The organism is Achromobacter sp. UBA2119 (assembly GCF_002331005.1).
GTDB lineage: Bacteria > Pseudomonadota > Gammaproteobacteria > Burkholderiales > Burkholderiaceae_B > Achromobacter > Achromobacter animicus.
The window spans coordinates 37,113-55,549 of the sequence record NZ_DCYD01000003.1 but is presented as its reverse complement, the minus strand read 5'-3'; the positions used below and the strand labels follow the sequence as shown (position 1 = coordinate 55,549).

Here is an 18,437-nt window from a genome sequence, read left to right as displayed (position 1 = left end):
GAGCAGAAGCTGCCGCTGTTCTTGGTCCAGGGCAGCTTGGCTCGCGGAATCTGGCGGCTCGTGGGTCAAGAGCATCTCCTCTTCTTGCGACGCCTTGGCGGCGGCCGTCCCCCGGCAGGGCGGGGGATTGAAACGAGGCGCTCAAGGCAAGGGCCAAGGCGCCTCAGAGGCTTCAAATAATTGCACGAATCGCGCAGAAGGAATGTTGCAATTTGTCCCGGTTGTGGCGGGGCGTGACGGCCCCCCGTCCGGTTACTCCAGCGGCAGGGTCAGGACGCCTTGCGGAGCGGGGCGCATCATGACGCGCCGATACCACGCGGACAGCGCGGGCGTGTCGGGCCGCTCGATGGGCAGGGCCAGCCAGCGGTGCGCGGCGGCGACAAGCGCGATGTCGCCCATGGTGAGGTGACGCCCGGCGATGAACTCGCGGCCTTGCAGGGCCTGGTCCAGGATCAGCGCGCGGGCGTTGGAGCGTTTGATCGAATTTTCGATGGCGGCCTTGTCACGCTTGTCTTCCGGGGTGCGGATCAGGCCCAGAAAGGCCGGCCCCATGGCCGGCTGCCATTCGGTCGCCTGCCAGTCCATCCAGCGGTCCGCATCGGCGCGCAGGCAGACGTCCTCGGGCCACAGCGTGCCCACGCCGTAGCGCGCTGCCAGGTAGCGGACGATGGCATTGGATTCCCACAAGATGAAGCCGCCGTCGTCGATGACGGGGACGAGGCGGTTGGGATTGAGCTTGGCCGCGTAATCGGCGGTGTCGACCACGCCGAATGGGCCGCCGGCCTGGACAAAGGTGTGCGGCAGGGCCAGCTCGCGTACGGCCAGCATCACTTTCTGAACGTTGACGGAGGTCAGGCGCCCCCAGATCTTCAACATAGCCAATCCTTCTAAGGGTCAGGCCGGCGGCAGGTGCCGCCGCGCAAAGCCGCTGTCGCGCCCGAAGCGCGTCCAGTCGAATGCCGGCCCGGGATCGGTCTTGCGCCCCGGGGCGATATGTTCGTGTCCCTGGGCGGCAACCAGGGGATAGCGCGCGCGCAGGGTGTGGGTCAGCCGGCGCAGCGACGCGTACTGCTCGCCAGTGTAGGGCAGCGTGTCCGTGCCTTCCAGTTCAATGCCGATGGAAAAATCGTTGCAACGCTCGCGGCCGGCAAAGCGCGACACGCCCGCGTGCCAGGCACGCCGGTCCGTCGAGACGAATTGCACGATGCTGCCGTCGCGGCGGATGAAAAAGTGCGCCGACACGCGCAGGCCGCGCAGGCGTTCCAGCCAGGGGTGCGAGCGGTAATCGAGCGTATTCAGGAAGAGGCCTGCGACCTCAGGTCCGCCAAATTGGCCTGGCGGCAGGCTGATGTTGTGCACGACCAGAAGCGAGACCTGCTCGCCCGCGGGGCGCGCGTCGCAGTTGGGCGACCGCATCAGGCTAATGCCCGGCGCCGGCGCCAGCCAGCCATGTCGATCCAGGAACAAAGGCATAGAGAGAGACGGTCAGCGTTTGGCCGGACCCAGGCGGGCGTGGTCGGGGCTGCACCAGGTCTGGCCGTCCTGCAGCAGGGCCTCGGAGCGGGGCAGATGGATGCCGCAATGGGCGCAGCGCACCATGGATTCGATGGCGGGCGGGGGCTGCGCGCCCTGCGCCTTTTTCTTCTGGCCGCCTTGCGCGTCGGCCTGGCGCTGCGCGGCCATGCGGCCGGCAATGCGGGCGACAAACAGAACCAGGATGATCAGAACGATCCAGAACAGCAACTTGCCCACGTCAGCCTCGATGCAGAATCATTTCCAGCACGAACCGGCTGCCGGTGTAGGCCAGAATCAAAAAACCAAAACCCGTCAGGGTCCAGCGCAGCGCGACGCGGCCGCGCCAGCCCCAGATATGCCGGCCGGCCAGCAGCACGCCGAAGGTCAGCCAGGACAGCAGGGTGAAGACAGTTTTGTGGTCGAACGGCAGGATCTTGCCGGTCAGCTTCATGGAGGCGACCGAGCCCGAGCCCACCGCCAACGTCAGCACGACAAAGCCGATCCAGATGATGCGGAAAAGCAGCTGCTCCTGCACCAGCAGCGGCGGCTGCGAATCGAGCACGCGCCCGATGATGCTGCGTTCGGCGGGGGCGTCCAGGGGACGGTGCAGATGGCGGTCGAGTAGGGCCATCATCATGGCGTGCAAGGCGGCGATGGTGATCAGGCCGTAGGCCGCCAGGGCGATCAAGAGGTGCACGCGCAGCCAGGGATCGTCGGCATGGGGCACGAACTGCCCCTGCGGGAAGATGGCGGCAAGGCCGCTGGCGATGGCGGCGGCGGGCAACAGCAGCAATTGCAGGCCGTCGATGCGTACCAGCAGGCTTTCCAGCCAGAACACCACCATGCCCAGCCAGATGGCGGCGGACAGGGCCAGCGCCCATCCAATGAAAAGATGCTGGGATCCCAGCATCGATTGTTGCAGCCCGATTCCATGGAGAACCAGGGCGCCCAGCAGGCACAGACGGGCAATTTTGCCGGTCTGTTCCACTTCCCCGGCGCCGGCCAGGCGGATCCAAAGCGACCCCCCTAGCACCGCGTACGCCAAGGCAGCCGCTGTGTGAAATACAATGCCGAGTGACATAGAAACCGTTGTCTGGATGGGGCCTTGGGGTGCGCGTCACCCGAAAGCGCAGAATCCGCGCCTGCGGCCACCGTTCAATCAACTAGTTTAAGCGGAAACGCCTCTCATGCTCGATAACCTAACTCAACGCCTGTCGCGCGTCGTCAAGACGCTGCGCGGGGAAGCCCGCCTGACCGAGGCCAACACGCAGGAGATGCTGCGCGAAGTGCGCATGGCGCTGCTGGAAGCCGACGTCGCGCTGCCGGTCGTTCGCGACTTTGTCGCGCGGGTGAAGGAAAAGGCGCTGGGCGAAGAAGTCGCTGGCAGCCTCAGCCCGGGCCAGGCGCTCGTCGGCGTCGTCAACAAGGAACTGACTGCCCTCATGGGCGGCGACCTGGGCGCCGACGCCAACGAACTGTCGCTGGCCGTCCAGCCGCCCGCCGTGATCCTGATGGCGGGCCTGCAGGGCGCCGGCAAGACCACCACCACCGGCAAGCTGGCGCGCTGGCTCAGCGAAGGGCAGCACACGCAGCACGGCCGCAAGACCGGCAAGAAGAAGGTGCTGGTGGTGTCCGCCGACGTGTACCGTCCGGCCGCTATCGACCAGTTGAAGAGCGTGGCCGCGCAGGTCGGTGTGGATTTCCTGCCGTCCGATCCCAGCCAGAAGCCCGAAGACATCGCGCGCGGCGCGGTTGATCACGCCCGCCGCCATCATTACGACGTGCTGATCCTGGACACGGCCGGCCGCCTGGGCATCGACGAGGCCATGATGCGCGAGATCCGCGCGCTGCATGACCTGGTCAAGCCGGTGGAAACGCTGTTCGTGGTGGACGCGATGCAGGGCCAGGATGCGGTCAACACCGCGCGCGCCTTTGCCGACGCGCTGCCCCTGACAGGCGTCGTCCTGACCAAGCTGGACGGCGACGCCCGCGGCGGCGCGGCCCTGTCGGTGCGCCACGTCACCGGCAAGCCGCTCAAGTTTGTCGGCGTGTCGGAAAAGCTGGATGGCCTCGAGCCGTTCTACCCCGACCGCATGGCGCAGCGCGTGCTGGGCATGGGCGACATCGTCTCGCTCGTGGAGCAGGCGCAAAAGAACATCGACATCGCCGAAGCGCAGAAGCTTGCGTCCAAGATCAAGTCGGGCAACAAGTTCGACCTGAACGACTTCCGCGATCAGCTCGGTCAGGTCAAGAAGCTGGGCGACATGGGCTCGCTGCTGGAAAAGCTGCCGGCTCAGTTTCAACAGGCCGCAGGCCAGTTGCAGGGCGGCCAGGCAGAAAAGCAGCTGCGCCGCACGGAAGGCATCCTGAATTCCATGACGGCCGCTGAACGCGCCAAGCCCGAACTGATCAAGGCCTCGCGCAAGCGCCGCATCGCCGCCGGTTCCGGCGTGCCGGTTCAGGAGGTCAATCGTCTGCTGGCTCAGTTTGAGCAGATGCAGGGCATGATGAAGCAGATGAAAAAGGGCGGCATGGCCAAGATGATGCGCGCCATGGGCGGCATGAAGGGGCTGGGCCGCTTCGGAATGAAGTAGGAGGAGAGGCCCCCACGCCGCACTCGCTTTGCTCGCTTGCTGCCCCCCGAGGGGGCTGCCCCGCCTCCGGGCGGCCGAGCGGCCGGGCGGCTTTTCTAGCGCAGGCTGTAAGTTCGAGGTCAAAAAAATGGCCAGACATTGCGTCTGGCCAAGCAATCGCGGCAGGCAGGGGGCGCCGCGCCGCGACACAAGCCGGAGAACGCATGGGTGTCCTCCGGTTTGTTTGAATTTGGTGCCGCTTACGACAGCGGCGGGATGCGCAGCACTTGGCCCGGGTAGATCTTGTCGGGGCTGGTGAGCATGGGCTTGTTGGCTTCGAAGATCAGGGTGTTCTTGGCGCCCTGGCCCTTGCCGTATTGCGCTTCGGCGATCTTCCACAGGTTGTCGCCCTTTTGCACGGTGTACATCTTGGCTTCGGGCGCGGCCTGCTTGACCTGCAGCTGATTGTCCACCGCGGCCACGCCGACGGTGTTGCCCAGCGCCAGCGAAATCTTCTCGGCGTCTTCCGTGCTCAACGCCTGGCCCGCGACCGTGACCTTGTCGCCGTCCACCGTGATTTGCAGGCCATCCGCGTTCAGGCCGTGCTTATCCAGCTCTTTCTTCAATTCCTCTGCCGTCGCGGCCTTGGCCTCGCTGGCGCCGAAGAGTTTTTCTCCAACGTCCTTGATGAAATTGAGCAGACCCATAGCGTTTCCTTTATCGATATTGCGGTGAGAAAACCTGTGCTCTCGAAGGCGCCTGTCCGGTTGAAGGCGGCGCGATAGAAACGATTATGACTCGCACATTTGCCCTACGACGAGGGGTTGTGGTGTAACAGGTTGCTAGCCTCTTGCCAGACTACGCAACAATGCTGGCACCTTCGCAGGACGTTTGTATCCGGGGGCGTAAGCCCCCTCGTGCGTGGGGCGGCATGCAAAAAGGCCGCTGGGTGTCAGCGGCCTTAGAGGGGGTGTCGCGATGCGGCGCCGGAGCGCTGCAGTGACCGTCGTTCAGCCTCCGCCCACCGCGACCACGATCTCGATCTGGTCGCCGTCAGACAGCGCCGTCTGCGCGTGCTGGCTCTTGGGCACGATTTCGCCGTTGCGTTCGACGGCCACGCGCTTGCCCGCATAGCCCAGCGTTTCGAGCAATTCGTTGACCGTGGTGTCCAGCGGGAACTCGCGGGCGTCTCCGTTCAGGGTGATGTGCATGTCAGGGCTCCTCACTGTTTGGCGTAGGCGTCGGTGGCGGCGATCAGGCGCGCCAGCGTGCCGGGTTCGTCGAAGGCGTGGCCGGCATCGGGCACCAGGTGAAACTGCGCTTCCGGCCATGCGCGGTGCAGGTCCCACGCGGTGCGCGCGGGCGTGCAGACGTCGTAGCGGCCCTGCACGATGGTGCCGGGGATGCCGCGCAGCTTCTGCGCGTCGCGGATCAACTGGCCTTCTTCCATGAAGCCGGCGTTGAAGAAATAGTGGTTCTCGATGCGCGCAAAGGCCAGCGCCGCGCGGTCCGCGGCATGGCTTTGCTGATGGCGCGGGCTGGGCAGCAGCGTGATGGTGCTGTCTTCCCATTTGCTCCAGGCCTTGGCGGCGCGCAGTTGCTCGGCGGGGTCGTTGCCCGTCAGGCGCTTGTGGTACGCGGTGACCAGGTCGCCGCGTTCGGCCTCGGGGATCGGCGCCAGGTATTCTTCCCAGCGGTCCGGAAACAGCCACGATGCGCCTTCCTGGTAGAACCATTGGATCTCGGCGCGGCGCAGGCCGAAGATGCCGCGCAGCACCAGTTCGCTGGTGTGCGCCGGGTGCGTCTCGGAATAGGCCAGCGCCAGCGTCGACCCCCAGGATCCGCCAAACACCAGCCACTTCTCGGCGCCTATGACTTCGGTGCGCAGTCGCTCGATGTCGGCGACCAGATGCCACGTGGTGTTGTTGTCCAGGCTGGCGTGCGGATGCGATCGGCCGCAGCCGCGCTGATCGAAGAGCAGCACGTTGTAGCGTTGCGGATCGAACAACTGCCGGTGCACGGGCGAGCAGCCGCTGCCGGGTCCGCCATGCAGGAAGACGGCGGGCTTGCCGTTGGGGTTGCCGCACATTTCCCAATAGATCTGGTGACCGTCTCCGGTGTCCAGCATGCCTTGGCGGTACGGTTCGATCGGCGGATAGAGCATCAGGCGGCTCGCTTGAAGATCAGGTCCCAGACACCGTGGCCCAGGCGCAGGCCGCGTGTCTCGAATTTGGTGAGGGGGCGGTAGTCGGGTCGCGGCGCATAGCCGTCGACGGTGTTCTTAAGGAGCGGTTCGCCGCTCAGCACTTCCAGCATCTGCACCGCGTAGTCTTCCCAGTCGGTGGCGCAGTGGATGTAGCCGCCGGGCGCGATGCGGCTGGCCAGCAGCGAGATGAACGTGGGCTGGATCAGGCGGCGCTTGTGATGGCGCTTCTTGGGCCACGGATCCGGAAAGTAGATGTGCACGCCGGCCAGGGAGTCGGGGGCGATCATGTCGCGCACCACTTCAACGGCATCGTGCTGGATGATGCGCAGGTTCTGGATGCTGGAGTCTTCGATGCGGCGCAGCAGCGATCCGACGCCGGCGTTGAACACTTCCACGCCCAGGAAGTTGTCGCCAGGCCGGGCCAGCGCGATCTTTTCGGTGGTTTCACCCATGCCGAAGCCGATCTCCAGCACCGTCGGGGCCTGCCGTCCAAAGGCGGCGGCCGGATCCAGGCCGCGGGGAGCGTACGGGATGGACCATTGGCCCATCAGGCGCTCCAGCGCCGCCAGCTGGCCCTGCGTGATGTGGCCGCGGCGATGGACGAAGCTGCGGATGTGCGCGGCGCCCGGGCTGTTGGGCGCATACGCGGCGCTGGCCAGCGCGGCCTGGGTTTCCGGGGAAACGGGGGCGGGCGCGGCGTCGGCGGCGGGCGAGGCGGAAGGACTCACGCCCGGCTTGGCGGGCGCGTCTGCGGGGGTGTCCGCAGGGGTGTTCGTGGCGTTGTTCGCGGGGTTGTTCGTATTCATAGGCGGGATTGTAGTGGCAGGTCTGCCCGCGCGGAGCCGGTCATAGGGACTAAAACAGGGACACATTTATTCCGGACGCCTGCGGCTATAGTTTCAGCCCGGTTTCCCTGCGCCGTAGTCCTTTGTCATGAACTTTGCCCGGATCGACCTCGTCACGCTTGCCCTGTTTGTTTCTGTTGCGCGCCAGGGAAGCATCTCGGCCGGCGCGCGCCAGTCGCATCTGGCGGTAGGCGCGGCCAGCAAGCGGATTTCCGACCTGGAAGCCGCGCTGGGGTCGCCCCTGCTGTTTCGCAATGCCGCCGGCGTGGAGCTGACCGACGCCGGACAGGCGTGCCTGGTGCACGCGCTGCGGGTGCTGCAGGAAGTCGAGCAGATGGCCGGCGCGCTGTCCGACTTTGCGCAGGGCGTGCGAGGCCAGGTGCGCATTGCCGCCAACACCTCGTCGCTGACCCAGTTCCTGCCCGAGGACCTGGCCGCTTTCATGGACGAGCATCCTGCCGTGCGCATCGACCTGGAAGAGCAGAACAGCAGCGACATCGTCACCGCCGTGCTGGAGAACCGCGCGGACATCGGCGTCTTTGCCGACCGCACGCTGGCAGACGGTCTTGCCACCTTTCCCTATCGTCTGGACGAGCTGGTGCTTATCGTGCCGCAGCGCCATCCGTTGGCCGCGGAGCCGCAGGTCGCCTTCGCGGACACGCTGGCCTACGACTACGTCGGCCTGCCGCCCGCGACGTCGCTGGCGACCCGGCTGTCGGAAGAAAGCGGCCGGATGGGCCGGGCGATGCGGCTGCGCATCCAGGTGCGCAGTTTTGACGCCATCTGCCGCATGGTCGCGGCCACGCGTGGCGTGGGCATCCTGCCGCGCATCGCCGCCGAGCCGCACGCGCGGTCCATGCCGATCCGGCTGATTCCGCTGACCGACGAGTGGGCGCGCCGCTGGCTGCTTTTGGGCGTGCGCGACGCCGACACCTTGACCGTGGCCGCGCGGCTGCTGCTGGCCCACCTGCGCGGCGAGGGCTGAGGGTTAGCCCGGGGTTTCTCGTTCCGGGAATGCCCCTTTCCCCGATTGTCCATTCCGCTCCCCGGCGCTTTGCGCGCACACTGCCGTCCATCACTACCGTAAGACGCGCCTGGGAGGCGATATGGCAGGGCAGATTCTTGCCGGCATTCGTGTGCTGGAACTGGGACAACTCATTGCGGGGCCTTTTGCGGCCAAGACGCTGGCGGACTTTGGCGCCCAGGTCATCAAGATCGAGCCGCCGGGCCAGGGCGATCCGCTGCGCAAATGGCGTCTGCTGCACGAGGGCACCTCGGTGTGGTGGGAGGCGCAGTCGCGCAACAAGCAGTCGGTCTGCGTGGACCTGCGCCAGCAGGAAGGCCAGGACATCGTGCGCATGCTGGCGCGCGAGGCCGATGTGCTGATCGAGAATTTCCGCCCCGGCACGCTGGAAAAATGGGGCTTGTCGTGGGAAGCCCTGCACGAACTGAATCCCCGCCTGATCATGTTGCGCATCTCGGGCTACGGCCAGACCGGTCCCAAGGCGCGCGAACCCGGCTTTGCCGCGATCGGCGAAGCCATGGCGGGCCTGCGCTACCTGAACGGTGAGCCGGGCCGCGCGCCGGTGCGCGCCGGCCTGTCGCTGGGCGACACCATCGCGGGCCTGCATGGCGCGCTGGGCGTGATGCTGGCGCTGTATCAACGCGATGCGCGCGGTGGCGTGGGGCAGGTGATCGACACTGCGCTGTACGAAAGCCTCTTCAACCTGAGCGAGAGCCTGCTGCCCGAGTATTCGGTGTTCGGCGCGGTGCGTGAGCCTGCCGGCGCGTCGCTGCCCGGCATCGCGCCGTCCAACGCCTACCCGTGCCAGGACGGCTACGTGCTCATCGCGGGCAACGGCGACGCCATCTACACCCGGCTGATGGCCCGCATCGGCCGCGACGACCTGGGACAGGACCCGGCGCTGGCGCACAACGACGGCCGCGCGCGCCGTGTGGAAGAGATCGACGCCGCTATCGGCGCGTGGACGCGGGAACGGCAGATCGACGACGTCCTGGCCGCGATGCTGGAAGCCGGCGTGCCCGCCGGCCGCATCTATTCCGTTGCCGACATTGCCAAGGATCCGCACTACCGCGCCCGCAACGCCATCACCTCGATGGAATCTGCGGCGGGCATGCAGGTGGAAATGCCCGCCGTCTTCCCGTATCTGTCGTCCAATCCGGGCGCAGTGCGCGAACGCGCGCCGACCCTGGGCGAACACACCGACACGGTGCTGGCGTCGGCGGGCCTGACCGAAGAACAGCGCGGCGCGTTGCGCGCCAAGGGAGTGATTGCATGAACCACGGACCCGCCCGCATCGAGATCAACGAGGTCGGGCCGCGCGACGGCCTGCAGATCGAGAAGACCCTGGTGTCCACGGACGACAAGGTCGCCTTCGTGGACGCGCTGTCCGACTGCGGCTTTGCCCGCATCGAGGTCACCAGCTTCACGTCCCCCAAAGCCATTCCCGCGCTGGCCGACGCCGTTGATGTGATGCGCCGCATCCGCCGCCGTCCCGGCGTGATCTATACCGCGCTGGTTCCGAACGTACGCGGATTGGAACGCGCGCTGGAGGCCGGCACCGACGAGATGAACCTCGTCATGTCGTGCAGCGAGACGCACAACCGCGCCAACCTGCGCATGACCCGCGACCAGTCGTTTGCCGAGCTTTCGCAGGTTCTGGCTGCCGCCGCAAAGGCCGGCGCGCCGTGCAACGTGTCGTTGTCGACCGCGTTCGGCTGTCCGTTCGACGGCGACGTGCCCGCGGACACGGTGCTGGACCTGGCGGCGCGTCTGGTCGATGCGGGCGCGGTCGGCATCACGCTGTGCGACACGACAGGCATGGCGTTTCCGACACAAGTGGCCGCCCTGTGCGAACAGGCGGCGGCGCGCCTGCCGTCCACCGCGCTGACCGTACACCTGCACAACACGCGCGGCATGGCGTTGGCCAACGCCATCGCGGCCTGGCAGACCGGCATCACCCGCTTTGACGCCGCAGCGGGCGGCCTGGGCGGATGTCCTTACGCGCCGGGCGCCAGCGGCAACGTCAACACCGAAGAGCTGGTCCACATGTTCGACTGTATGGGCGTGGAGACCGGCGTGTCGCTGGAGCCGCTGCTGGCCATCGTGCGCAGCCTGCCCGGTTTGGTCCAGCGCGATCTGTCCAACGCATTGCTGCAGGCGGGGCCGAGGCTGGCCTTACATGCGCCGCCCGCGTGGCTGGCCGAACGGTTTCCGGCCGACGCCTGATTGATCTGTCTTTTCCAAGCTGTACCTGCCGTACCCGAACCACCCACAGATAAAACAATACCCAGGAGACAACGCATGGCCTCTTTTCGCCTGCCCACCGCACTGCGCGTCAGCGCCGCCTTCGCCCTGATCACCGCCACCGGCGCCGCCAGCGCACAGGCCGATTTTCCGAACCGCCCCGTCACGCTGATCGTGTCCGCTGCACCCGGCGGCACCACCGACATCGCCGCCCGCCTGATTGCGCAGCCCTTGGGTGCGGCGCTGGGCCAGAGCGTCGTCGTCGAGAACAAGCCCGGCGCCTCCGGCGGCATCGCTGCGCAGGCCGTGGCGCGCGCCAAGCCGGACGGCTACACGCTGCTGCTGCAGTACTCGGGCTTTCAGGTCATCACGCCGCACGTGACGCCCGCCGCCGGCTGGGATCCCATCAAGGACTTCGCCCCGGTCGCCAACGTGCTGTCCGCGCCGCAAGTCGTGGTCGTGCGCCCCGATCTGCCCATCAAGTCCCTGAAGGAACTGGTCGCGTACGCCAAGGCCAACCCGGGCAAGCTGAACTACGCGTCCTCGGGCAACGGTTCGCTGCAGCAGGTCGCCACGGAACTGCTCAACCAGATGGCCGGCACGCAGATCACGCACATCCCGTACAAGGGCACCGGCCCCGCGCTGAATGACTTGCTGGGCGGCGCTGTCGACATGACGATCACCACGCCGCCGCCGCTGCTGGGCCAGATCGCCGCAGGCAAGCTGCGCGCGCTGGCGGTCACGGGCAATGCCCGCTTGCCGTCGCTGCCCGACGTGCCCACGGCCGCCGAAGCCGGCTACCCCGACCTGATCGTGTCGTCGTGGTTCGCCATGTACGCACCCAAGGACACGCCCGCGCCGGTCGTCGACAAGATCGCGGGCGAGATCCAGAAGATCATGAAGACCGACGAGTTCCGCAAGAAGGCGGCCGAGCAGGGCGCCGAGGCGATCTTCATGGGCCCGAAGGAACTGGGCGCCTACACGCAGACCGAACTGGACCGCTGGGGCAAGGTGGTCAAGGCCGCGAACATCACGGCGAATTGATATCGGCGATTCTTTGGTCGAAGGGGCGGGCTTTTTTGACCCGCCCCGACCGAAAAAACCCGCGCTATAATCGCGGCTCTGCCCGGCCCACGGCTGCGGCACGACACCCGAGCGGGTGTAGTTCAATGGTAGAACGGCAGCTTCCCAAGCTTCATACGAGGGTTCGATTCCCTTCACCCGCTCCATCAATCCCGGCAAGTTCCCTTCATGCGACGCTGATCAGTTAATTCTGCGGCGTCGACATTCATTCCCTGCATCGATTCAACGCATTGCCCGAGGATGTCCGCGTCGACCTGCGCTGGGGCGTTCCTGAGCGCGCCTTCCGGTCAAGCGACCCGGTGACAAACGGCCTCGATGTTGTAGCCGTCCGGGTCCAGAATGAAGGCGCCGTCGGTCTCGAACGTCTTGCGTGCCACATAACCCAGCGCCGCCAGCGCGCTCAGGTAAAACGCGCGGCTGCGCTCGAAGTCGCTCACATGGATCGTGATGTGGTCCAACATGCAACGCTCCTTCAGAAAGGTGGCCGATCGGGCCGGAACGATCAGCATAGGCCATCAGGGCGGACGACAGGGCGGTGATTCGCAAGGTGGCGCGATTGGAGGGAGCCGGCGCGGAGGCGCTCACACCTGCGCCATCCCGCCATCGACAAACAGCGCGATGCCATTGACGAAGCTTGCCAATCGATCACCGAATTAATGGACGACTCCGGAAAGATTGGAACGACTATGCGTGTTTGTGGATAATCGCTTCATCTCAAGGAGTCTTCGGCATGGATCAATTGACCGCGATTCGCGGGTTTGCGCGCGTGGTGGAGGCGGGCAGTTTCACGCGGGCGGCGGATTCGCTGGATATGCCCAATGCCACGCTGAGCAAGATCGTGCAGGACCTGGAGGCGCACCTGGGCGTGCGCCTGCTGCAGCGAACGACGCGGCGCGTCACGGTCACGCCGGAAGGGCGCGAGTACTACGAGAAAGCGTTGCGCATCGTGCGCGACCTGGAAGACATCGACGGGTCGTTCAATGCTGTGCAAGGCAAGCCGAAAGGACACCTGCGCATCGACGTGGGCGGCTCCACCGCGAGCGACGTGCTGATCCCCGCGATCTCGGATTTTCTGACGCGCTATCCCGACATCCGGATCGTCTTCGGGGTGTCAGACCGCCCCGTCAACCTGATCAGCGACAACGTCGACTGCGTGATCCGCGGCGGTCCGCTCGATGATTCGTCGCTGGTAGCGCGGCAGATCGGCACCGCCGATCTGATCACCTGCGCCACACCGGGATACCTCAAGCAGTTCGGCACGCCTGCCTATCCGGATGAGTTGAAGAACGGCCACAAGCTGGTCAGCTACCTGTCGCCGCAGAACGGCCGCGCCTTTCCGTTCCGTTTTGAGCGCGATGGGGAAAAGACGGAGATCAAGGTCGAGCATCGCGTCGGCGTCAACGAAAGCAACGCGCATCTGGCGGCGGCGCTGGCGGGCCTGGGAATTGTCCAGACCTTCACCTATGCGGCGGGCCCCGCGTTGCAAAGCGGCGCGCTTGTCGAGATTCTGAAACCGTGGCGGCCCCAGCGCTATCCGTTTCATGTGGTGTACCCGCACAACCGCCATGTGACGCATCGGCTGCGAGTGTTCATTGATTGGCTCGTGGCGAATCTGCCCGCGCGGCTCAAAGGATGAAAGGCAGGTGCTGGTCCACCCAAGCCCTCATCGAAGATGTCATGTTGGGAAAGGCGCACCCCGTCAACACGAAGCGCGCCCCGTTCAGAATTACTGATATGCGTTAGAAGCTGGGCTTTCTGGACTGGCTGCGCTGCACATACTCGATCCGCGCATTCATCCATGCCGGGTCGTGCATCTGGATGCTGACGCCGCTGTATTTCAATACCGCCTGCGTCAGGTCCGTCGAGCAGCCCATGCCGGGGTTCGTGCTGGGTTGGTGCACCATTCCATGTTCAGGTCGTTGGGATAGTTCGACTGGCGGCCGTATTTTTCCAGCACGGCTTTGCCCATGGCTTCCTTGTTGGCCGGCGTCCACGGCAGTTCATAGCGGATCTGCGACACCGCCAGCGGCCGTTGCTTGTCGACAGGCACGCGCGGCTCGAAGTGGACGATGAAGCTGACGCCATCTTTGTCGTAGCTGAAGTTCATCGGCATCTTGGTGTTCGTGACGGGGTTGTTCGTCGCGTAGCCGATCCGGATGTCCTTCTTGCCAACATTGAAGTTCTTGGCAGTGGCGGCAAGGGCTTCGTCGAAGTCCATGCCCGTCTTGACGCCGGCGACATCAAACGTGCGGGCGTCGACCGAACGGGGAGACGCGGCATTCGCGGGAGCAACGACGACGGCGGTCAGCGCGGAAATGAGGAGTGCAGCTTTCAACTTCAAAATAAAGATCCTTTTCGAATAGCGCGAGGATTATCCGATCGGGTCTTTCTTATGACCCTAATAAAGTGCAACCAAAATTGTCATCGAGGCGTTTTATTCAAAGGCTGAAGGCCAGGACAAAGCCCAGCAGGGCAACGGTCATCAGCCCGCCCGCGACGGCTGCGGATGGACGGTGATCCGGGCCGGAGCCGTTGTCCTTGAACCGGAAAGGCCGTTTGACGCTGATGTACACGCTGCCCGCCAAGGCGGCCGCCGCAACTGCGCCGATTGTGTAGGCAAGCATCTGAACTCCGGGACCAATGTAGCGGCCGGGCGCGCGCCCGGCCACCAACTCAAACCGGCTGGCTCGGCTCTTCGGCCAGGAACCCCCCGCTCTGATGCCGCCACAGGCGCGCGTACACGCCGTTCATTGCCAGCAGTTCCGCATGGCTGCCCTGTTCGATGATCTGGCCTTGATCCATCACGATGAGACGGTCCATCGCGGCGATGGTGGACAGGCGGTGCGCGATGGCAATGACGGTTTTGCCCTGCATGACTTCGTCCAGGCTCTCCTGAATGGCGGCCTCCACTTCCGAATCCAATGCGCTGGTAGCTTCGTCCAGCAGCAGGATGGGCGCGTTCTTGAGCATGACGCGGGCAATCGCGATGCGCTGGCGCTGGCCGCCCGACAGCTTGACGCCGCGTTCGCCGACGAGCGTGTCGTAGCCGGTGTTGCCGTGCGAGTCGCTGAGCTGCTGGATGAAGTCGTCGGCCTGGGCGCGGGCCGCGGCGGCGCGGATTTCTTCGCGGCTGGCGTCGGGGCGGCCATAGGCGATGTTGTCGCAGATGGAGCGGTGCAGGAGCGATGTGTCCTGCGTGACCATCCCGATGGCGCTGCGCAGGCTGTCCTGCGTGACCTTCGAGATGTCTTGGCCGTCGATGCGGATGTGTCCCCGTTCGACGTCGTAGAAGCGCAGCAGCAGGTTGATGAGCGTGGATTTGCCGGCGCCGGATCGTCCGACCAGGCCGATCTTTTCGCCGGGGCGCACGGTGAGGGTCAGGCCGTCGAGGACCTGGCGCTCGTTGTTGTAGTTGAAATAGACGTCGTCGAACTGGACTTCGCCTTGCGTGACTTGCAGGGTGGCGGCGTTGGGCGCGTCCTGCACCTTCGGGACGTGGGTCAGGGTGGCGATGCCGTCCTGCACGGTGCCGATGTTCTCGAACAGCGACGTCATCTGCCACATGATCCAGTGCGACATGCCGTTCACGCGCAGCGCCATGGCGGTCACGGCGGCGACTGCGCCGGTGCCGACTTCGTTGCCGTGCCATAGCCACAGCGCGTAGCCGCCGGCCGCCAGGATCAGCGCCGACACCAACGCCTGGTTCACGATTTCAAACTGGCTGACCAGACGCATCTGGCGGTAGCCGGTTTCCTTGAAGTCCTCCATGGCGGCGCGCGCAAAGCGGGCTTCGCGATTGGTGTGCGAGAAGAGCTTGACGGTGGTGATGTTGGTGTAGGCATCGGTGACGCGTCCGGTCATGGACGAGCGGGCATGCGCCTGCTCTTTGCCGACCTTGCCCAGCCGCGGCACGAAATACATCATGGCCAGGCCGTAGAGCGCCATCCAGCCGATGAAGGGCAGCATCAGACGCCAGTCGAAGCCCCCGGCCAGCGCGACGATGGTGACGAAGTAGACAGCGATGCCGAGCACGATTTCGCAAAAGGTGAGCAGCACTTCGCGCACGGCAAGCGCGGTCTGCATGACCTTGGTTGTGACGCGGCCGGCAAATTCATCCGAGAAGAACGACAGGCTTTGCCGCAGCATCATGCGGTGAAAGTCCCATCGCAGGCGCAGCGGCAGGTTGATGGCCAGGACCTGATGCTGGACCAGTGTGCGTAGCGCGACGACGCCAACGCTGACGCACAGCACGATGGCAATGCCCCACAGGACCTGGCGTTCGTGTGCCGACGCGGCCTCGCCGGCTTTCCAGACGGTGAGCATGTCGACAACCTGCCCCAGAAAGGCGAAGAGCCACGCTTCGTAGATGGAGACCGCCGCGCTCAGGACCGCCAGTGCGGCGATGTAGCGGCGCGAACCGTGCGTGCAGAACCACAGGAAGGCGAAGAACCCCGTGGGCGGCGGGGGGACGTTCTCGGAAGGGAACGGATTGAGCTGGCTTTCAAATCTGCGGAACAAGGCAGAGACTCCAAATTCACGAATTAATGCGAGGCGGTCGTGCGGCGGACCCGGTAGGTGATACCTCAGCGATATTTCAGCGCGTCGACAAAGGCGGAGAAGGCGGGCGTGGCGGGGGCATGCAGGTGAATGCCCCGGAATGCAGGGTCGTTCTTCCGCGAACTTCCAGGCGTGGATGGATCCGGATGGCCGCTGCCGGATGCTGTCGCGGGATGGCCCGGTCGGATCTTGCGGCGTGGCGGGTGTCGGATTCCGCGCGGCGTACGCAGGCGATCCTACCACCATCAGACGCCGGGCCGTCCGCGCTGGCAGGGATGACCACGCACGCGGCAGTGATCAGGACTTGAAATACCGCGCCGGCGTCGTGCCGAACACGGCCTTGAACGCAGCGACGAAGCTGGACGCGGATTCATACCCCACGTCGAGCGCCACGTTGGTGACGCTTTCGCCGTAAGCAAGCTGCTCCAGCGCGGTGAGCAGCCGCTGGCGCTTGCGCCATCGGCCGAACGACAGGCCGGCCTCCGTCTGGAAAAGGCGCTCGATGGTGCGGGGGCTGGATCCCACTTGGCGGGCAAGCGCGGCCAGCGGCTGGCGGTTGGCGGGGTCGGCGCGAAGCAGGTTCGCCAGGCGCAGCGCGCGGGTATCGGTGGGATAGGGCAGGTCGACCGAGGTGTGGTCCGTTGCGCGCACCTGGTCGATGAGCACGCTGGCCAGCCGCGCTTCGGGTGAGTTAGCCGGATAGTCCCACGGCGCAGCCGCACAGCTGGCGATCACCTCGCGCATCAGGGCGCTCACCGCCACGACGCGGCATTGCGCGCCGTCGGGCATGGGATAGACCTCGGGGTCGATGTACAGCACGCGCGTGTGCGCCGGCCGCCTGACCAGCGTGGAATGCAGGGTGCCGCTGCCGATCCAGATGGCGCGGGTGGCGGGTAGCACCCATTCGCCGACGCTGGTCGTGACGTGGATCACGCCGCTGGCCGCGCACAGCAATTGATGCCGGCGATGGACGTGCGGCGCCTGGTCGGCCGGCATCCATTCCTCCATCAGGCCTACGACCGGCGCGGTGGCAAGGTCGGGGTCCGGCATTTCGCCGGGGGGCTCGGCAGCACGGGCGGCGGCAGGTTGGCGGATTTTAGACATAAGTCGGCCAAGTATAGACAGAACCCGCCACTCGCTCCTGATAACTTGGACCGCTTCCAAAACGCGGGCTCGCGTTCATTCATCCACGCAGTCACGCGGTTCATATCAGGAGTTCGTATTGCAGCAGGCTGACATTCACGCCCCGGGCAGGCCACCGGCCGCGCAGGGCCAAGCCGCGTCGCTGCGGGCGCCCAAGCGCGCCACGCAGTTGTCGCTGTTCATCGCAGGTTTCGCCTTGTCGTCATGGGCGCCGCTGGTGCCGTTTGCCCAGCAGCGGCTGGGCGCCGACGCGGCCACGCTGGGTTCCGTGCTGCTGTGCCTGGGCCTGGGGGCCGTGATCGGCATGCCAGGGGCGGGCGCGCTGGTGGGGCGCGTGGGTTGCAAGGCGCTGATCGTGACGGCTGGCCTTCTCCTGGCCGCCGTGCTGCCCTTGATGGCGATCGCGTCGACCGCGTTCACACTGGGCCTGTGCCTGCTGATCTTCGGCGCGGCCACCGGCGCCATTGACGTGGCGGCGAACGTGCATGGCACCGAGGTCCAGCGGATTGCCCGGCAGCCGCTGATGTCGGGCTTTCATGGGCTGTACAGCATCGGGGGCCTTGTGGGCGCAGCGGCAATGACGGCAATTATTGCCGCCGGCGCCACCGCGGCGGCCGCCACCATCGCAGCCAGCCTCGTCATCGCGCTCTGCGTGCTGCTGGCCGCACCCGGCTTCCTCACTCTGCCGCAGGCAAAAAAGGCGCCGTTGCTGATCGTGCCGCGCGGCATTGTGGTGGGCATCGGCCTGCTGGCGATGGTGATCTTCCTGGCCGAGGGCGCCATGCTGGATTGGGGCGCGCTGCTGTTGTCGCGCGAGAAGGGCGTGGACCAGCGGTTTGCCGGCGCGGGGTACTCGGTCTTTGCGTGCGCCATGACGCTGATCCGCTTTGTGGGCGATCGATTCGTGGCGCGGGTGGGTGAGCGCGTCGTGCTGATCGCGGGGTTTCTGATTACGGCGGGCGGTCTGGCGCTGGCCGCGTGGAGCAGCAACCTGGCGGTCGTGTATCCCGCCATCGCCTTTGCGGGGCTTGCCGCTGGCAATGTGGTGCCGATCCTGTTTTCGCTGGCGGGACGCCAGACTGCCATGCCGCCGTCGCAGGCCATTGCGGCGGCCAGCATGCTGGGCTATCTAGGCGTGCTGCTGGGGCCGGCAGTGCTCGGCTACGCCGCGCATGCGGTGGGACTGGTTGACGCGTTCCTCTGGCTTGCCGGATTGGTGGCCGTGTCGGCGGTTGCGATTCGCTTGG

The 18,437-nt window shown here is 65.9% G+C and carries 21 protein-coding genes and 1 tRNA gene; 8 read left to right on the top strand and 14 right to left on the bottom strand.

Going from position 1 to position 18,437, the window contains the following annotated elements; all coding sequences use genetic code 11:
- Window positions 1-252: 252 nt before the first annotated feature.
- Genes B3098_RS02080 through B3098_RS02065 form a run of 4 tightly spaced genes read right to left on the bottom strand, consistent with a single transcriptional unit; the run spans window position 253 to window position 2,596 of the window.
- Entirely contained in the window at window positions 253-876 is a 624-nt protein-coding gene (locus B3098_RS02080; RefSeq protein ID WP_175122355.1) for a glutathione S-transferase family protein, read from the bottom strand.
- An 18-nt stretch (window positions 877-894) separates the two neighbouring features.
- A complete protein-coding gene (gene ampD, locus B3098_RS02075; RefSeq protein WP_286890453.1) occupies window positions 895-1,473 on the bottom strand; it encodes a 1,6-anhydro-N-acetylmuramyl-L-alanine amidase AmpD in 579 nt (192 codons plus the stop codon).
- A gap of 12 nt (window positions 1,474-1,485) precedes the next feature.
- Entirely contained in the window at window positions 1,486-1,752 is a 267-nt protein-coding gene (locus B3098_RS02070) for a PP0621 family protein (RefSeq protein WP_286890451.1), read from the bottom strand.
- Window position 1,753: 1 nt separating this feature from the next.
- Entirely contained in the window at window positions 1,754-2,596 is an 843-nt protein-coding gene (locus B3098_RS02065; RefSeq protein ID WP_191579035.1) for a cytochrome C assembly family protein, read from the bottom strand.
- Between the two features lie 106 nt (window positions 2,597-2,702).
- Here B3098_RS02065 and ffh point away from each other — a divergent pair, with 106 nt between their 5' ends.
- The gene (ffh, locus tag B3098_RS02060) at window positions 2,703-4,109 is read left to right on the top strand and encodes a signal recognition particle protein (protein WP_056559422.1); all 1,407 of its coding nucleotides are present in this window, start codon (window positions 2,703-2,705) and stop codon (window positions 4,107-4,109) included.
- A 239-nt stretch (window positions 4,110-4,348) separates the two neighbouring features.
- Here the strand turns inward: ffh and lysM are convergent, their stop codons facing one another.
- From lysM to trmB, 4 genes are all read right to left on the bottom strand, one after another.
- Complete coding sequence (lysM, locus tag B3098_RS02055; protein ID WP_175137914.1) at window positions 4,349-4,795, bottom strand: peptidoglycan-binding protein LysM; 447 nt, start codon at window positions 4,793-4,795, stop codon at window positions 4,349-4,351.
- A 303-nt stretch (window positions 4,796-5,098) separates the two neighbouring features.
- On the bottom strand, window positions 5,099-5,299 hold the full coding sequence (gene thiS / locus B3098_RS02050) for a sulfur carrier protein ThiS (RefSeq protein ID WP_056559414.1): 201 nt from the start codon (window positions 5,297-5,299) through the stop codon (window positions 5,099-5,101).
- A gap of 11 nt (window positions 5,300-5,310) precedes the next feature.
- Complete coding sequence (pip, locus tag B3098_RS02045) at window positions 5,311-6,252, bottom strand: prolyl aminopeptidase (RefSeq protein WP_286890442.1); 942 nt, start codon at window positions 6,250-6,252, stop codon at window positions 5,311-5,313.
- On the bottom strand, window positions 6,252-7,100 hold the full coding sequence (gene trmB / locus B3098_RS02040) for a tRNA (guanosine(46)-N7)-methyltransferase TrmB (RefSeq protein WP_286890440.1): 849 nt from the start codon (window positions 7,098-7,100) through the stop codon (window positions 6,252-6,254). Before trmB ends, pip begins: the two co-directional genes overlap by 1 nt.
- Before the next feature lie 127 nt (window positions 7,101-7,227).
- Between trmB and B3098_RS02035 the strand changes: the two genes are divergently transcribed.
- The 5 genes from B3098_RS02035 (at window position 7,228) to B3098_RS02015 (ending at window position 11,636) form a co-directional block, all read left to right on the top strand.
- Complete coding sequence (locus tag B3098_RS02035) at window positions 7,228-8,124, top strand: LysR substrate-binding domain-containing protein (RefSeq protein ID WP_175122360.1); 897 nt, start codon at window positions 7,228-7,230, stop codon at window positions 8,122-8,124.
- Window positions 8,125-8,245: 121 nt separating this feature from the next.
- A complete protein-coding gene (locus B3098_RS02030; RefSeq protein WP_286890437.1) occupies window positions 8,246-9,439 on the top strand; it encodes a CaiB/BaiF CoA transferase family protein in 1,194 nt (397 codons plus the stop codon).
- Window positions 9,436-10,389: a hydroxymethylglutaryl-CoA lyase gene (locus tag B3098_RS02025; RefSeq protein ID WP_286890436.1), complete on the top strand. Its 954-nt coding sequence runs from the start codon at window positions 9,436-9,438 to the stop codon at window positions 10,387-10,389. The genes B3098_RS02030 and B3098_RS02025 overlap by 4 nt, the downstream gene beginning before the upstream one ends.
- 75 nt (window positions 10,390-10,464) lie before the next feature.
- Window positions 10,465-11,451: a Bug family tripartite tricarboxylate transporter substrate binding protein gene (locus B3098_RS02020; protein WP_286890435.1), complete on the top strand. Its 987-nt coding sequence runs from the start codon at window positions 10,465-10,467 to the stop codon at window positions 11,449-11,451.
- Window positions 11,452-11,562: 111 nt separating this feature from the next.
- Window positions 11,563-11,636: transfer RNA gene (locus B3098_RS02015), tRNA-Gly, on the top strand.
- Between the two features lie 141 nt (window positions 11,637-11,777).
- Here the strand turns inward: B3098_RS02015 and B3098_RS02010 are convergent.
- The gene (locus B3098_RS02010) at window positions 11,778-11,951 is read right to left on the bottom strand and encodes a hypothetical protein (RefSeq protein WP_286890433.1); all 174 of its coding nucleotides are present in this window, start codon (window positions 11,949-11,951) and stop codon (window positions 11,778-11,780) included.
- Window positions 11,952-12,220: 269 nt separating this feature from the next.
- Here B3098_RS02010 and B3098_RS02005 point away from each other — a divergent pair, with 269 nt between their 5' ends.
- A complete protein-coding gene (locus B3098_RS02005; RefSeq protein ID WP_286890431.1) occupies window positions 12,221-13,126 on the top strand; it encodes a LysR family transcriptional regulator in 906 nt (301 codons plus the stop codon).
- 103 nt (window positions 13,127-13,229) lie between these two features.
- Here B3098_RS02005 and B3098_RS02000 read toward each other — a convergent pair whose 3' ends face one another.
- The 5 genes from B3098_RS02000 to B3098_RS01980 form a co-directional block, all read right to left on the bottom strand.
- Complete coding sequence (locus B3098_RS02000) at window positions 13,230-13,364, bottom strand: hypothetical protein (RefSeq protein WP_286890430.1); 135 nt, start codon at window positions 13,362-13,364, stop codon at window positions 13,230-13,232.
- Complete coding sequence (locus tag B3098_RS01995) at window positions 13,343-13,831, bottom strand: hypothetical protein (RefSeq protein WP_286890428.1); 489 nt, start codon at window positions 13,829-13,831, stop codon at window positions 13,343-13,345. The genes B3098_RS02000 and B3098_RS01995 overlap by 22 nt, the downstream gene beginning before the upstream one ends.
- Window positions 13,832-13,928: 97 nt before the next feature.
- A complete protein-coding gene (locus tag B3098_RS01990) occupies window positions 13,929-14,114 on the bottom strand; it encodes a hypothetical protein (RefSeq protein WP_286890426.1) in 186 nt (61 codons plus the stop codon).
- Between the two features lie 49 nt (window positions 14,115-14,163).
- Window positions 14,164-16,008, bottom strand: a complete 1,845-nt coding sequence (locus tag B3098_RS01985) for an ABC transporter ATP-binding protein (RefSeq protein ID WP_286890424.1) — start codon at window positions 16,006-16,008, stop codon at window positions 14,164-14,166.
- 336 nt (window positions 16,009-16,344) lie between these two features.
- A complete protein-coding gene (locus B3098_RS01980) occupies window positions 16,345-17,151 on the bottom strand; it encodes an AraC family transcriptional regulator (RefSeq protein ID WP_286890422.1) in 807 nt (268 codons plus the stop codon).
- A gap of 118 nt (window positions 17,152-17,269) precedes the next feature.
- Here B3098_RS01980 and B3098_RS01975 point away from each other — a divergent pair.
- On the top strand, window positions 17,270-18,437 hold a 1,168-nt coding region (locus tag B3098_RS01975), incomplete at its 3' end, for an MFS transporter (protein ID WP_286890420.1).